This window comes from Neolewinella aquimaris (assembly GCF_014197245.1).
GTDB classification, from domain to species: domain Bacteria; phylum Bacteroidota; class Bacteroidia; order Chitinophagales; family Saprospiraceae; genus Neolewinella; species Neolewinella aquimaris.
The window spans coordinates 137,765-152,620 of record NZ_JACIFF010000007.1 but is presented as its reverse complement, the minus strand read 5'-3'; the positions used below and the strand labels follow the sequence as shown (position 1 = coordinate 152,620).

General features: G+C 57.5%; 10 protein-coding genes. 4 read left to right on the top strand and 6 right to left on the bottom strand.

Going from position 1 to position 14,856, the window contains the following annotated elements; genetic code table 11:
* Positions 1-5 precede the first annotated feature (5 nt).
* Complete coding sequence (lnt, locus tag GGR28_RS13825; protein ID WP_183496399.1) at positions 6-1,772, bottom strand: apolipoprotein N-acyltransferase; 1,767 nt, start codon at positions 1,770-1,772, stop codon at positions 6-8.
* A gap of 21 nt (positions 1,773-1,793) precedes the next feature.
* On the bottom strand, positions 1,794-2,519 hold the full coding sequence (gene recO / locus GGR28_RS13820; RefSeq protein WP_183496398.1) for a DNA repair protein RecO: 726 nt from the start codon (positions 2,517-2,519) through the stop codon (positions 1,794-1,796).
* Between the two features lie 218 nt (positions 2,520-2,737).
* Here recO and hppD point away from each other — a divergent pair, with 218 nt between their 5' ends.
* On the top strand, positions 2,738-3,871 hold the full coding sequence (hppD, locus tag GGR28_RS13815; RefSeq protein WP_406603759.1) for a 4-hydroxyphenylpyruvate dioxygenase: 1,134 nt from the start codon (positions 2,738-2,740) through the stop codon (positions 3,869-3,871).
* A gap of 64 nt (positions 3,872-3,935) precedes the next feature.
* On the opposite strand, the gene bamA is transcribed toward hppD, so the two are convergent.
* Both bamA and GGR28_RS13805 read right to left on the bottom strand, forming a co-directional pair.
* Positions 3,936-6,479, bottom strand: coding sequence for an outer membrane protein assembly factor BamA (gene bamA / locus GGR28_RS13810; RefSeq protein WP_183496396.1), 2,544 nt, complete (start codon positions 6,477-6,479; stop codon positions 3,936-3,938).
* Between the two features lie 59 nt (positions 6,480-6,538).
* Positions 6,539-7,288, bottom strand: coding sequence for an isoprenyl transferase (locus GGR28_RS13805; RefSeq protein ID WP_183496546.1), 750 nt, complete (start codon positions 7,286-7,288; stop codon positions 6,539-6,541).
* A gap of 227 nt (positions 7,289-7,515) precedes the next feature.
* On the opposite strand from GGR28_RS13805, the gene GGR28_RS13800 reads away from it, so the two are divergent.
* A complete protein-coding gene (locus tag GGR28_RS13800; RefSeq protein WP_183496395.1) occupies positions 7,516-10,302 on the top strand; it encodes a TonB-dependent receptor in 2,787 nt (928 codons plus the stop codon).
* A 33-nt stretch (positions 10,303-10,335) separates the two neighbouring features.
* A complete protein-coding gene (locus GGR28_RS13795; protein WP_183496394.1) occupies positions 10,336-12,009 on the top strand; it encodes a T9SS type A sorting domain-containing protein in 1,674 nt (557 codons plus the stop codon).
* A gap of 58 nt (positions 12,010-12,067) precedes the next feature.
* Here the strand turns inward: GGR28_RS13795 and GGR28_RS13790 are convergent, their stop codons facing one another.
* The gene (locus GGR28_RS13790) at positions 12,068-13,117 is read right to left on the bottom strand and encodes a hypothetical protein (protein WP_183496393.1); all 1,050 of its coding nucleotides are present in this window, start codon (positions 13,115-13,117) and stop codon (positions 12,068-12,070) included.
* Positions 13,118-13,331: 214 nt separating this feature from the next.
* Here GGR28_RS13790 and GGR28_RS13785 point away from each other — a divergent pair, with 214 nt between their 5' ends.
* Positions 13,332-14,120 (top strand): SAM hydrolase/SAM-dependent halogenase family protein, encoded by a 789-nt coding sequence (locus GGR28_RS13785; RefSeq protein WP_183496392.1) that lies wholly within the window; start codon positions 13,332-13,334, stop codon positions 14,118-14,120.
* Positions 14,121-14,127: 7 nt separating this feature from the next.
* Here the strand turns inward: GGR28_RS13785 and GGR28_RS13780 are convergent, their stop codons facing one another.
* Positions 14,128-14,829, bottom strand: coding sequence for an alpha/beta hydrolase-fold protein (locus GGR28_RS13780; protein ID WP_183496391.1), 702 nt, complete (start codon positions 14,827-14,829; stop codon positions 14,128-14,130).
* Positions 14,830-14,856: the final 27 nt, after the last annotated feature.

Below are 14,856 nucleotides of genomic sequence, written 5' to 3'. Positions count from 1 at the left end.
GGGGCTTAACCTTCTTCCAACGCCGTCCCGCGGTTCCTTAGCGTACGGGCGATATTGGAAAGGAGGGCCATCGCGGTGAGCAACAGGGCAATGCGGGAGGGAATATCGCCAAAACGGACGTAGGGAGTCACCGCGTCGTTAAGTTGCAGGGTACCGTTGAGGAAGCCCCGCTCGTCGTAGAACGTACGGCTCACGATGTGTCCCCGCTGGTCGATGAAGGCGCAGGCCCCCATATTTGCCGAGCGGACTACGGCCCGCCGGGTTTCAACGGCCCGGAGGCTGGAAAAGTAGAGGTGCTGGCGGTGGCCGGCGGTATTGTCCCACCAGCCGTCGTTGGTCATCACGAATACGGCCTGGGCCCCGGCGTGGATGTAGTCGGTAAAGTATTCCCCGAATACGCTCTCGTAGCAGATGACCGGCGCGACCCGGGCCCGCTCCCCCTCCAGAACCGTCCGTTCAGACTGGCTGCCCAATCCGGCGACCGTGCCACCCAGGCTATTGACGAGCGGCTCCAGGAAGAAGAGGGTTTTGCGGAAGGGAAAGCTCTCGGCTCCCGGTACGAATACACCCTTGCGGTAAGTCTGAAATTCCCGCGTTTCCGGGTCGATCTGTACGGCTCCGTTCAGGGCTTCCAGGGCAACCTGACCGCCGTCGGAGCCGGGGTAATAGCGCACGGCATCGGTCACCGCCTCGCCGGGCTTAAAGCGGTAGTAACTGCTGATGCCCGTGACGAAATAACGGACTTTGTCTTCGGGCAGTGCTTCCATTAGGGCGCGAAGCGCAGGAGCAGTGTTCGCCACGGACTCCTCCACGTTCGAAAAGCTTGTCTCGGGGAGGAGGAGGTAATCTACCGGTCCGGAAACACTTGCGAGGGCTTCCCGGCTAAGTGCGGTGAAGGTGGCAAGTTGTTCTGCCTGACTGCCCGCGAATTTTTCGTAGTGGGGTTCGAAGTTTGGCTGAATGGCACTGACCGAGATCGTTTCGCCGGGCGGCGGTGTATAGGTGAGGTAGCGAACGAGCGATCCAGCCATTGGCAGCACCACCACTGCTGCGAGTCCCCAGGAGAACGACGGACGGCGGGGAAGGTAGAAGCGCAGCACCAGCCAGTTGACGGCGAGAATCCAGGCGCTGCCGCCGAGCACTCCCGTCACCTCGTACCACTGGATCAGGGATGGATACTCGGCGAAGCCGTTGCCGAGGGTAAGCCAGGGCCAGTTGAGTGACCACTTGTAGTGCAGGTGCTCGAAACTTACCCAGAACGCAATGAGGGAAAGGTAGGCGACCCGCGGTGATACCCGGCTGGTCCAGTGAAAGAGCATCCAGGGAATACACATCAGCAGGCTGTTCACCACTACGGCGAAGAGACCGGCGGCGAAGGCGGTGTTGGTGACCCAGAAGGTGGCCAGTATGTTGTAGAGCAAAAAGGCATTGAGGCCGTGCCAGAACACCGACTTTGCCGGCAGTCCCTCACGCTGAAGTAACAGCAAGGGCACCCAGGCCACCAGCAGCAGAAAGGGTAGGGGTAGGTAGCCGGGAAATCCCAGTCCGAGTAGCACCCCGGTAGCCGAAGAGAGGTAAAACCTCCGCCGTTTTTCCGGTGAGCCTTTGGACGTGAGCAACAACGTAATACCGAGCCAGGCGCTTAGGTAGAGTGCGAGGGGCAGGTATCCCCATAGCTCCTCACGCCCCGTACGATCGTACATTACGTAAGCGATGATCGCGGCGATCAACAGCAGAATGATACCGGAATAATTGCGGGTCCTGGTAGACATGGCGCGAATATACCCCGCCCCTCAGCTCATCACCGTGCGCAGGATGCCCAGCGAGTTGATCTCCTTCATTCCTTCGATGTGGTAGCGGTAGTAGCGGAGCAGATCGGTTAAGAGGCCGGACCTTTCCTCCCGCGTGGTCTTGATGGCCGCCAGTTGTTCCCGGTCGGCGTGGAGGATCCGGTACATCAGCGCAGCGCGGGCGTCGGCCAGGTATTCGGTATGGCCGGGAAAGGTGCCGATAAACTGTCCTTCACGGAGGTCGAAGAGGGGAGTCGCCGCACTATGGTCACCGGAGGGCAGGAAGCCGAGGTGGGCGGTAAGTTCCAGGAGGAAGTGGAGGTGGATGTTGTTGGTCGGCCCGGTGGTGGTGTCCAGGAAGGCGAAGGCTTCGAACAAAAAGGTGAAGAGGGCGGGGTTTTCCTCCGATTCGCGGATGCTGTTGCGGGCTACCTCGAGCATGAACAGTCCGATGGTACCGCGTTCCACCTCGAAGGGGATGCGGGTGTAGATGAGGGCGGGCTGTACTTCCTTCAGTCTCGTGAGTTCCTTGCCGGGCCGTTCGTAAGCGATCAGGTCCACCAGGTTCATCAACTGCAGCTTACTCGCCGGGGTGGTACTGCGCGCCTTACGGACGCCGCTCACGATGTACTTCCGGATGCCCCGCTCTTCAGTGTATACTTCGAGAATGAGGGAGGAGTCGCCGTACTTCGTCGAGCGGAAGATGATGCCGCGGGTCTTTAGGAGCATGTAGGGTAAACGGGTTGAGGGGGGAAAAGGTGGAGGGGGGTGAGGGGTTGAGGGATTGAGGGGTTGAGGGATTGAGGGATTGAGGGATTGAGGGATTGAGGGATTGAGGGATTGAGGGGTTGAGGGGGCTTCATCTTTTGAATGCGGCCGTTGGGCTTTCATATCTCGCTGAAATTCCGCAACTTTGCACTACTAACAGTTGTCATAACAATAAAAGTATGATCATGACCCAATCTGCCCCCAGCCCCACCGCAGCACCGAATACGGATGCTTTTCCCATTAACGGTACCGATTATATGGAGATGCTGGTCGGGAATGCCCGTCAGTCGGCGCTGTTTTATCAGACGGCGATGGGCTTTCAGCCGCTGGCTTACGCCGGACTTTCTACTGGAGTGAGAGATCGTGAATCGTACGTGCTCGTGCAGGACAAGATCCGCCTCGTACTCACCACACCTCTGGTGCCCGGCACCGACATCGGTAAGTTAATCGACACCCACGGCGATACGGTCCGGACGGTAGCCCTCTGGGTGGACGACGCGACGGAAGCTTTTCGTACGGCAGTGGCGCGGGGTGCAAACGTACACTTTGAACCGCGGGAAGATTCCGACGAGCACGGTAGTACGATACAGTCTGCCGTCAAAAGCTACGGCGACGTCATCCACGTTTTTGTGGAGCGGAGCAACTACGACGGCGTTTTCCTGCCCGGCTTCGTCGCCTGGGAACCCGAGTACCGCACCGAGCCGGTCGGACTGAAGTACATCGACCACATGGTAGCGAACGTGGCCGAGGGGGAGATGAACAAGTGGGTACAGTGGTACGCCGACGTACTCGGGTTCAAGCAGCTGGTCAGCTTTGACGACAAGGACATCAGTACGAAGTACACCGCCCTGATGAGCAAGGTGATGTCGAACGGCAACGGCCGCATCAAATTCCCGATCAACGAACCCGCTCCCGGCCTCAAGAAATCACAGATCGAGGAATACCTCGAATTTCACGGCGGCCCCGGGATCCAGCACATTGCCGTTGCTACGGATGATGTAGTCAAGACCGTAACCGCCCTGCGCGCCCGCGGCATCGAATTCCTCCGGGTACCGAATACTTACTACGACGACCTGCTCGACCGCGTTGGCAAGATCGACGAAGCCATTGAACCGCTGCGCGAACTGGGCATCCTGGTCGATCGCGACGATGAAGGCTACCTGCTTCAGATCTTTACCCGGCCCATTGGCAGCCGTCCTACCGTATTCTTCGAGATCATTCAGCGGAAGGGCGCTACCAGTTTCGGTAAGGGCAACTTCAAGGCGCTGTTTGAAGCGATCGAGCGGGAACAGGAACTGAGGGGGACGCTATAGGATGCCACTCACCCCGGCTTAAAATCGCCGTGCCGCATGAAACATGTTGCACGGCGATTTTTATTTACTCCGGTTCGAAACCCAGGATGATGTTGAAGGTGCTCATCTTGTTGTTCTCCGAAAATTCCTTGTCCTTATCGAAGCCATAGCCCCAGTCGAAGCCGAGGGTGCCGAACATGGGGAGGAAGACGCGGGCACCGAGGCCGACGCTACGCTTCAGGTCGAAAGGATTGAAGTCGCGGGCGGTGCGCCAGGCGTTTCCACCCTGTGCGAAGGCGAGGACAAAGATGGTGCTGGAGGGGTTAAGCGACAGCGGGTAGCGAAGTTCGACGGTGTACTTGCTGAAGATGGGCGTGGCGATCTTGCGGTTTCCACCGGAGGCGGCGTCGTAGACGAAGTTGTTGGTCAGGTCCTCGATCTCATAACCGCGCAGGCTGATGATGTCGACACCGGCAAAGGCGAACTGTTGGTTGTTGACGCCGTCGCCGCCGAGTTGGAAGCGCTCGAAGGGGCTTACGCCTACCGCGTCGTCGTAGGCACCGAGGTAGCCGATCTTGGCCTGGGTCTTGAGGATCAGTTTGCCGGCCAGCGGGGTGTACCATTCCGCGTTCATGCGCCACTTGTGGTACTCGACGTAGCGGAAGCGCTCTTCCACGGTCTCCAGGTTCTCAGGGTTGTTACGGATACCTAAACTGCGGTAGGGGGGCGTGGCCTGAATCGATAGCTCGATGTTGGAACCCTGACGGGGGAAGATCGGATCGGTTGCCGTATTCCGCGAGAGCGAGAACTGGAAACTGAAGTTGTTGTAATTGCCGGTGGTGACCCGTTCGTTCTGGTCGGTGGTGAAGAGCTCTCCCCAGTTGTCGAGGGTAAGCGTCTGCAGGTTGAGGCCGGTGCGGAAGACGAAGTTGTCGTCGGGCCAGCGCAGGCGGGTACCGAGGCTCACGGATGCCTGCTGGATAATCAGTTTACGGGCGACCGTACTGGTGCCGAAGTCATACTTATTGTAGAAAGCGGAAACCGACAGCGAGGTCGGGCGCTTGCCTCCCAGCCAGGGCTCGGTGATGCTGGCGTTGTAGCTCTGGTAAAACCGGCCGTTGGTCTGGGCGCGGAGGCTCAGGCGCTGTCCGTCGCCCTGGGGTAGGGGGTGCCAGGCTTCCCGGTTAAAGAGGTTGCGGAGGCTGAAGTTGTTGAAGGTAACGCCGAGGGTGCCGATCACGCCGCGCCGTCCGCCCCAGCCCGCACTCAGTTCGAGTTGGTCGCTGGGTTTTTCCTCGACGGTGTAGATGATGTCTACCGTACCGCGGTCGGGATTGACGGGCGTTTCGATGCCCAGGGTTTCCTGGTTGAAGTAGCCCAGTCCGATGATCTGCCGCTGGGAGCGAATGATGTCGGAGCGGCTGAACTTCTCCCCCGGGCGGGTAAACACCTCCCGACGGATGACGTGCTCGTGGGTGCGGTCGTTTCCGTTGATCACCACCTTGTCGATGGTAGCCTGGGGACCTTCGAAGATGCGCATCTCCAGGTCGATGGAGTCGCCCTCGATGGCCACTTCGATGGGATCTACGTTGAAGAACAGGTAACCGTTGTCCATGTACAGCGAGGAAACATCGGCGTTGTCCTGGCTGAAGGTGAGTCGGGTCTGCAGTTCTTCTTCGTTGTAGATATCGCCCCGCTCGATGCCGAGGACGCGGGAGAGGGTTTCGCTGTCGTAGATCGAGTTGCCCTTCCACTTGATGTCGCGGAAGTAGTACTGGTTGCCCTCGTTGAGCTTGATGTCGATGACCAGTTCGCCCTTGTCGTTGCGGTACACGCTGTCGTCGAGGATGCGGGCATCGCGGTAGCCGAGGGTGTTGTAGTAGGCGACTACGGCGTCCTTGTCGGACTCGAATTCTTCGGGCTGAAACTTGGACGACTTGAAGAGTTTCTTCTTCTCGTTCGTCTCTTTCATCTGTTTTTTCAGCTTCTTGTCCTTGACGGCGGTGTTGCCGATGAAGTTGATGTCGGCGATCTTTACGCGATCATTGCGCTCGACGTCGAAGACCAGGCGGACGGAGTTGGCGCGGCTGGTATCCTGGATTTCTTCTACCGTGATGGCGGCATCGAGGTAGCCCTTCTCCACGTAGTAGTTGCGGATGGCCTCGGCGGCATTCACCTTGGCGTCTTCGGTCACGATACCTCCGCGAACGATGAATTTATTCACCTCCTCGTTGAGGTCGTCGTGGCGACCCTGTTTGGCTCCGGTGAAGCTGTGGCGCAGGAAGCGCGGACGTTCTTCGACCCGGACGATCAGAAAGATCACGTCGCCGATCGTCTTTTCCTCCTCGATCGAAACGTTGGTGAACAGCCGCAGCCGCCAGAGATTTTTGATGGCGCGGGGAATGTCGGGGCCGGGAATCCGTACCTCCTGACCTACACTCAGTCCGGTGACGCCGATGATGGCGTTCTCCTCGGCGAAGTAGGCACCTTCGATTTTAATTCCACCGATCTCGAAGGTCTGGGGCTCCGAATAGTCGAACACCGGCAGGTCCAGGGAGTCTGTTTGAGCACTGAGCGTGGGTGTACACACCAGACAACCGAGACAGAATAGGATAAAGCTTAATCTCATACTACTAAAATTTGCCGGCGGGAGGGGCCGGCCGTCGGGATAAGGATAGGTACTAACGCTCAGGGGTTGGTTGTCTGCTTGAGTTGTTCGCTGGTTTTGCCGAAACGTCGTTCCCTATGCTGGAAGTCGATCACGGCGGCGTACAGGTCGGGCTTGCGGAAATCGGGCCAGAATACCGGACTGAAGTAGAATTCAGCGTACGCCGCCTGCCAGAGAAAAAAGTTGCTCAGCCGGTGCTCGCCGCTGGTGCGGATGATGAGCTCGGGATCCGGATAGTCGTGGGTACTCAGGCGGGCACTGAGGGCCGCTTCATCCAGGCTGTCGGGGTTCAGCCGTCCGGCCGCTACTTCCTGGGCCAGTTGGCGCGTGGCGCGGGCGATGTCCCACTTTCCGCTGTAGTTCAGGGCCAGGATCAGGGTCATTCCTTCGCCGTGGCTGGTCTGCTCGATGCCGAAGGCCAGTGCTTCCCGGGTGGCTTCCGGCAGGCCGTCCGTGTCGCCGATGGTGGCCAGGCGGATGCCGTTGTCGAGCATCATCTTCATTTCACTGCCGATGGTGTCGACCAGGAGCTGCATGAGGGCACCTACTTCCATCTGGGGCCGGTCCCAGTTTTCGGTGCTGAAGGCGTAGAGGGTGAGGTAGCCGACGCCCAGCTCGGCACAGGCTTCGACGGTGGCGCGTACGGATTCGACCGCGCTGTGGTGGCCAAATACGCGTGGCTTGCCCTGCCCCTGGGCCCAGCGCCCGTTGCCGTCCATGATAACGCCCACGTGGTGGGGGAGGCGTTCTTTATCGATCTGTTGTTCCAGCTCCTGCATAGGTAAAGACGGGCAAAGGTAAGGAAATTGAGACTATGAAAGTAACCCGCAGCAGCGACAGGAAGGAATGGCTTTTCCGTACGACATTGCACCCGCGCGCCGCCGACCAAATGAGTGAAAACAGTGAACGCCAGCGAAATTTCACTAAATTGCACCGCGGGAGGTTCTGTGCCCCCCGAGTGTGTTCGATCATGTAGCGAAGTCAATCGCCGTATATAATGAGGCTATCAATAGTTATTACCACCGTCTGGCTGGTGCTCTGCGGAAATTTGTCCGCCCAGACCATCCTGAACGGATCCATCGTTGACGGGCAGACCGGCGATCCGCTCATCGGGGCCAGTATATTGGTCAAAGGAACCACCACCGGTACCGTCACCGACATCGACGGCGGCTGGACGCTCACCGTGAGCGGGCTCCCCACCATTTTGCAGTTCTCCTACATCGGCTTCGCCCCGACCGAACTCGAAGTCACGGACGTTGACCAGGACCTCACCGTTCGCCTCGGCGACAACGCGATCACTACCGACGTAGTGGAAGTGCGGGGCCGCCGCATCAGCGAAAAACAGCAGCAGGCCGCCCTGACGGTGGAGACGCTCGATGCGATCGCGATCAAGGAAACGCCCGCCGCCAACTTTTACGACGGCCTCGGCAGCTTGAAGGACGTGGACCTCACGGCCGCCAGCCTAGGATTCAAAATCGTGAATACCCGCGGCTTCAACAGCACGAACCCCGTGCGCTCCCTCCAGATTATTGACGGAGTAGACAACCAAAGCCCCGGCCTCAACTTCTCCCTCGGTAACTTCCTCGGTGCTTCGGAACTGGACGTAAACCGCGTGAATCTAGTTGTCGGTGCCTCTTCCGCTTTTTACGGCCCCAACGCCTTTAACGGCGTGATCGCTATTGAAACGAAAGACCCCTTTTTACAGCAGGGTTTATCCGTACAGGTAAAGGCCGCGGAACGCGAGCTCTTTGAGGGCGGCATTCGGTGGGCGCAGGCGCTGAAGAACAAGTCCGGTCGGGAGTGGGTGGCCTACAAACTTAACCTATTCGGCTTCCGCGCCAATGATTGGGAGGCGGATAATTACGATCCCGTTTTCGGTACCGATCTAAGCCGGGACAATCCCGGCGGCTACGATGCGGTGAACCGCTACGGCGATGAATTCAACCGCTCGTTTAGTTTTCCCTCCGTCAACGGCCTGGGTATCATTCGCCGGCCCGGATACGCGGAAAAGGATCTGGTGGACTACAATTCCGAGAATTTAAAGGCGAGCGTGGCGGTACATTTTCGGCTCAATCCGGAGCGCTCCCTCGAAAGCACCGAACTACTGGTGGGCTCCAACTACAGCACCGGCACTACAGTGTACCAGGGCGACAACCGATTTAGCCTAAAGGACATTCGCTTCTACCAGCATAAGGTAGAACTGCGCAACCGCGACAACTTCTTCCTGCGTGCCTACATCACCCACGAGGATGCGGGCAAGAGCTACGACCCCTACTTTACCGCCCTCCGTCTGCAGGATCTGCATAAGACCGATGGTCGCTGGCAATCCGATTATCGTAACACCTGGATCCGGGATATCCAACCACAGGTCAACAACCTGGAAAACTTTCCGGAGTGCAACGGCTGTTCCATTCCCGAACGGCGACAGGCTGAGCGTGAGTTTTACGCCTCGCCGGAAGTACAGGCGCTGCTGCCCGGTTTGCACGATCAGGCGAGAGAGTTGGTCGCCATGTCCTCTAGTTTTGGTACCCAGGATCGGTTCATTCCCGGCACGGCCCGTTTTGATGCGGCATTCGATAGCATTACGTCCACCCTGCTCGGTCAGGGAGGTACCCGCTTTTTCGATAAGAGCGCCCTCTACCACATCCACGGAGAAAAGCAGTTTCGGTCCGTGTGGCAACCGCAAGAAAACAGCGCACTTGACCTGACGATAGGTGGCAACTTTCGCCAGTACACCCCGAATAGCCAGGGTACGATTCTGCTCGATACGATGGGACGCAACATCAACACCAGTGAATTTGGCATCTACGGTGGCGGTACAATGAATCTGCCGAAGGTCAAGCTCAGCGCGAGCCTACGCGCGGATAAGAACCAGAACTTCGACTTGCTCTTCAGCCCCGCCGCCTCCGTTGTGTTTTCTCCTCAGCCCAATACCACTTTCCGAGCTTCCTTCAGCTCCGCCATTCGCAATCCTACCCTCAACGACCAATACCTTTTCTATAATGTCGGCCGGGCCATCCTACTTGGGAATATCGACGGGGTCAAGGACTTGGTGACGGTACAGAGTTTTGTCGACGTCATCAGCATGCCGATCCCGGATGTGGGGCAACTGGATTACTTCGATGTGGACCCGATCCAACCTGAGAAGGTGCGCACCTTTGAGGTCGGTGCTCGTTCCACCATTGGAAAAAGCCTTTACGTGGACGCCACCTATTACTACAGCCGCTACACCGACTTTATCGGATTCAACCTCGGGTTGGACGTCAGCATTTTCCAGGGTAATCTTTCCGATCAACAGGCCTACCGGGTAGCTGCTAACGCAACGGACATCGTCACTACCCAGGGCTTCAGTATTGGCTCCAATTTTTACTTCGCTAACTATTTTTCCTTTAACGGAAACTATAGCTGGAATGTACTGAATACACAGACCGACGATCCCATTATTCCCGCCTTCAATACGCCGGAGCACAAATTCAATCTCGGCGTGTCGGGGCGTGACATTCCCTTCAATCTGTTTGGTAATCCGGTCAATAGCCTGGGTGCCAGTGTCAATTACAAGTGGGTGGACACCTATCTCTTTGAGGGCAGTCCGCAGTTTACCGGACCAATACAGTCATACGGGATGCTGGACGCGCAAATAAACTTTACCGTTCCCAGAATCAAGACTACCTTCAAATTAGGAGCAAGTAACCTGCTCGACAATCAGGTATTTCAGGTGTACGGCGGTCCGAGGATCGGCCGTCTCGCTTATATATCTGCCACCTACAATCTCGTCAAGAGATAACACTAATATTCTTTGTTGTTAAAACCAACCAATATGCGTAGCAATGTTACCCTATTCTTCGCCTTGTTGCTGGCTGCCGTATCGGCACTGCAAGCCCAGGACAACCGATTCATCGATCCAATCTATAGTGTCAGCAGCCCCACGGTAGCGACCTACGGACAGAACATCGATGTTTACGAAATCGCGCGGGCCCAGGCAGGCGATCCCAATGCCACTCCACTGCGGAGTCTGCAAATGGACGTGTATCAGCCTGTGGGAGATGATGAAACGATTCTCCGTCCCGTGGTTGTGATCTTCCCCACCGGCAATTTCCTTCCCCAGTACGTCAATCAGGGGTTGTACGGTACCCGTCAGGATTCAGCCGTCGTCCAACTCGCCTCCCAGTTGACCAGCCGTGGATACGTAGGTATCGCTGCCGAATACCGGGTAGGATGGAACCCACGGGGCGATCAGGACACGCGGACGAGCACCCTGCTCCAGGCCGCCTACCGCGGTGGGCAGGACGCGCACATGCTGGCCCGCTATCTCCGCAAGTCCGTAATGGAAGAAGACAATCCCTACCGCATCGATACGAGCCGTATTGTATTCTGGGGACTCGGCACCGGAGGCTACGTCACGATGACGCACGCTTACCTGGATAGAATTGACGAGATATTGGAGGACGGCCGCTTCTTCGATGAGAACGACGTTTCTTACGTCGACATTAACGTCAATGCCGATCCACAGGGATTGATGCCGGCGGAATTTCAGCCCGGCGTCGCTTCCAACGTGCCCAATCACGTAGGGTACAACAGCAACGTGGCCATGTCCATCAACAGCAATGGTGCCCTCGGCGACATCGACTGGATCGAAGGAAAGGATGATGAACCCCTCACGCTCGGTTTCCACAGCCCCGGCGATATTTTCGCCCCATTCAGCTACGGCAACGTAGTAGTCCCTACTACCGAAGACATCGTGATCGGTTGTGTAGCCGGTACGGAGGAAATTCTGGAAGTCGCCAACGAAATCGGAAACAATGCCGGTCTGGAAGCGGCTAACTCTACCACCCTTCCCGACATCTACAGCGACCTTTCCGTAGCGGTCAACGTGCGCAACGAAGCCTACAAGCAACAGATGCGGACTCTACAAAATCCGCCTGCCTGCCCGGATCAGGAATTCAGTCCTAATTTTCCCCTCTCCCGCGACAATATGTACCCCCTGCAGGTTGGTAACGGACTGGGTGCCGGATACAACTACGTGAATGAGGCCGATGCCCGCGCTCGAATTGCAGCATTCAACAACGGTGGTGGAAACCTCAACGCAGATGCAGCTTTCCAGGGAGAAGGGTTCGTAAACCCCAACGTATTCAACCCGGAACGGGCCAAGATGTCCATCGACACCATGATCGCTTTCTTCGTCCCCCGCGCCTACATCGGCCTCGATCTCGCCAATGTATCCACCTCCACCGAAAACCTCATCTCCAGCGCCTCCGTCGGCCTTGACGTTTTCCCCAACCCCGGCACCGCCGGCTTTACGGTACGGGCGGCCGAGCAGCACCTCATCCGTCAGATCGACGTATTCGACATCAGTGGCCGTCGCGTAGCACAGATCCGCAACATCGACCAGTCCACCTATACGCTGGACCGCGGCGGCTTGAACAACGGGCAGTACATCCTGCAACTCCGCTTCGACCAGGGCACTACCGCCCGCAAAGTATTCTTGCGGTAATCACGCCCGATTAGTGTAAATGGAAAGTCCCCGTCGGCAACCACCGGCGGGGACTTTTTTATTTGATCAGGTCCTTCGGAGGGGCGAGGAACACGCCCACGCGCAGGAAGGGGCGGGCATCCACGGTGGTCCGAATGTCGAGATCGACCTGCTCCGCCGGGTTGAACCTCGTATTAACGGGAATGTAGTATCCACCCTGCGCGAAGGCCCAGACCCACTTAGACAGGTTATGCTCGTACTGCAGCATGGCACGCACGCCATTGTTTCTCAGGAAAAACTGGCCCAGGTTCTCGAATCCCGGCCGGTCGTCGGTATTGAGGGCATAGTACTTGCTGTCGAAGGTAGCTCCGAGCAGGAAGGTGTTGACCAGTTTGGATCCGACGTTGCGTCTCAGGTAGGCCTGACCGGGCAGCGCCGTCTGGATCCCCCAGCGCTCGTTAAAGGTGCGGTTGTAAACGAAGAAGGGCAGCGCGATTTTGCGGGCCTTGTTCTGGCTATAAGTGATGCCGATCGCCCATTCGGTGTCCTCGTCAACCTTCTTGCCGTAGACGGCCGCGGCGCTATACGTATGGTAGATGTCGTCGAAGTCGATCAGTCCCTGGTAATCTCCATTCAGCGACATGCGGAAGCGCCCGGAGGTATAAAAGCGCTCGTCCCAGCTGTGGGTAAAGTAGGCCGACAGTTTGTTCGCCTTCAGGCGGCGCTCGTCGAGCAATTGAAACAGGGTTTGCTGACCTTCGTGTCCTTCGTAGGGGTCATTAAAGAAATATTTTTCGGTATCCCACTCGTAGCCGAGCAGAATTTTGGTGCGCACCCTATTCATCAGCGGCACCTTAAACTTAAAGGTAAACTGCTCCAGGTGGGTCACTTTTTGCTTTCCACCCGCAATGCCCTGTCCCCCGTCCCAGGTAAAGGTCGGCTGCGTCTCGTAGCGGATCGACACGCCCCGGCTTTGGCTGCGGTAGCGCACTCCCGGACGGGAGAATACCGGATGATCGTCCGTCAGCACTTCTAAATTTCCTTGTTCAATATCAATTTGCGCGGACGCAGGAGCCGTGCAAACAGCAAGAAGCAGCAGAAGCAGGTAGGTAGCCGGAGTGGGGTTCATGTAATTTGGTCGGGGTTACAAGAGGAGTAGAGGACTGGGAGGCAATCCAGCAATCCGTACCGTTCGTTCGCGATCGGTAAGTACCGGGCCGGTAAAGTCCTAACGCTCTCGATATAACGGCATTATGCGCCAGCAATGTTCGTAGAGTTTGTGGCCGGTTCGGGGGGGTGTTTGTTAAACTTGGGCTTTCTTTGTCGGCCCAAACCAATCCGTCGTGGCTGCTGCTACCACTCCCTTACTTACCCTGACGACCGATTTCGGACGTGAGGACTTCCACCTTCCCCGACTGAAGGCACAACTGCTATCCATGCAGCCTGACCTTCGTATGGTCGACATCAGCCACGACATCCCCACCTACGACATCGTGCGGGCGGCTTTTGTGTTCACGAAGGTGTGGATGCACTTCCCCACGGGCACCGTACACCTGCTGAGCGTATACGATTATTACCAGCCCCGCGGCAGATTTTTGGCTACTTACCACGGCGGGCACTACTTTATCGGCCCGGACAACGGCATCTTTTCACTCATTTTCGGCAGCATTCCCGAGCAGACGTACGTGCTCGACGGATACGAGGCCGATACGCCCCTGAGTGAAGTGTACGCCCGCGCGGTAAATCACCTCACCCGCCGCAAGCCCTTTCACGAAATCGGCCTGCCCGCTACCCGCTACACCGAACGGCTGGCCTTTAAACCGGTGATCGGCCCCAATTACATTCGTGGTGCCGTGGTTTTCATCGACCGCTTCGATAACGTAACCACCAACATCACCCGCCGCCTCTTCGAGGAAGTAGGGGAAGGCCGCGGGTTTCAGCTGCTGGTCAAGCGCATGAGCCCCCTCGACGGCCTGAGCTTCCGCTACCACGATGTGCCCGAAGGCGAGCCCCTCTGTCGGTTTGATTCCGACGGCCTGCTCGAGATCGCCGTGAATCTGGGCCGCGCCGCGCCCTTACTGGGCATCAACGTCGAGGACACGGTGCAGATCGAGTTTTTCTCCCTCGTCTGACGAATTCCTAAATAAGGCTAACGTAGTGCGGGAACATTTCCAGCCACAGCGGCCAGTCGTGCTCCACGTTGCCCCGTACGTCGAGCCAGTGATCGATGCCGCGGTGCCGCAGCTGATTGCTGAACTTCAGGTTGGCATCCAGACAGATGTCCCAGTTGCTGGTGCCGAGTACGATCTTCATGTCCCATAAGTGGGGATCGTTGGCTCCCTGGATAAAATCGACGGGATTGTTGAAGTAGGCATTATCGTCGTAGTAGCCGCGCAGGAAGGGCTTGATGTCGAAGGCGCCGCTCATACAGAACAGGTGACTTACGGCTTCCGGGTGGCGGAAGGCAAAGTTGGTGGCGCTGAACCCTCCGAAACTGATGCCCGCACAGGCCACACGACCCACCGGCGTATTGTAACGGATCTGCGGCATAAACTCGTCGTAAAGGAATTTATCGTACTGAATGTGGCGCTCGATCCGGTGGCGGGGGTGAATGTTGGCGTACCAGCTGGCGTTGTTGATGCTGTCGGGGCAGAACACCTGAATAAACCCCCGCTCGACGAACCAGCGAACCGCTTCGATCATGCCACGATCCTTCGCCTCAAAGTAGCTGCCCAGGGTGGTGGGGAAAATTACCACCGGGTAGCCGCGGGTGCCAAACGTGAGCACCTTCACGTTGTGACCGAGGTGGTGGCTGTAAAATTCGGTGTAAGTTTCCTGCATGGTTAACGAAGTTAGGCGCGGTCAAGG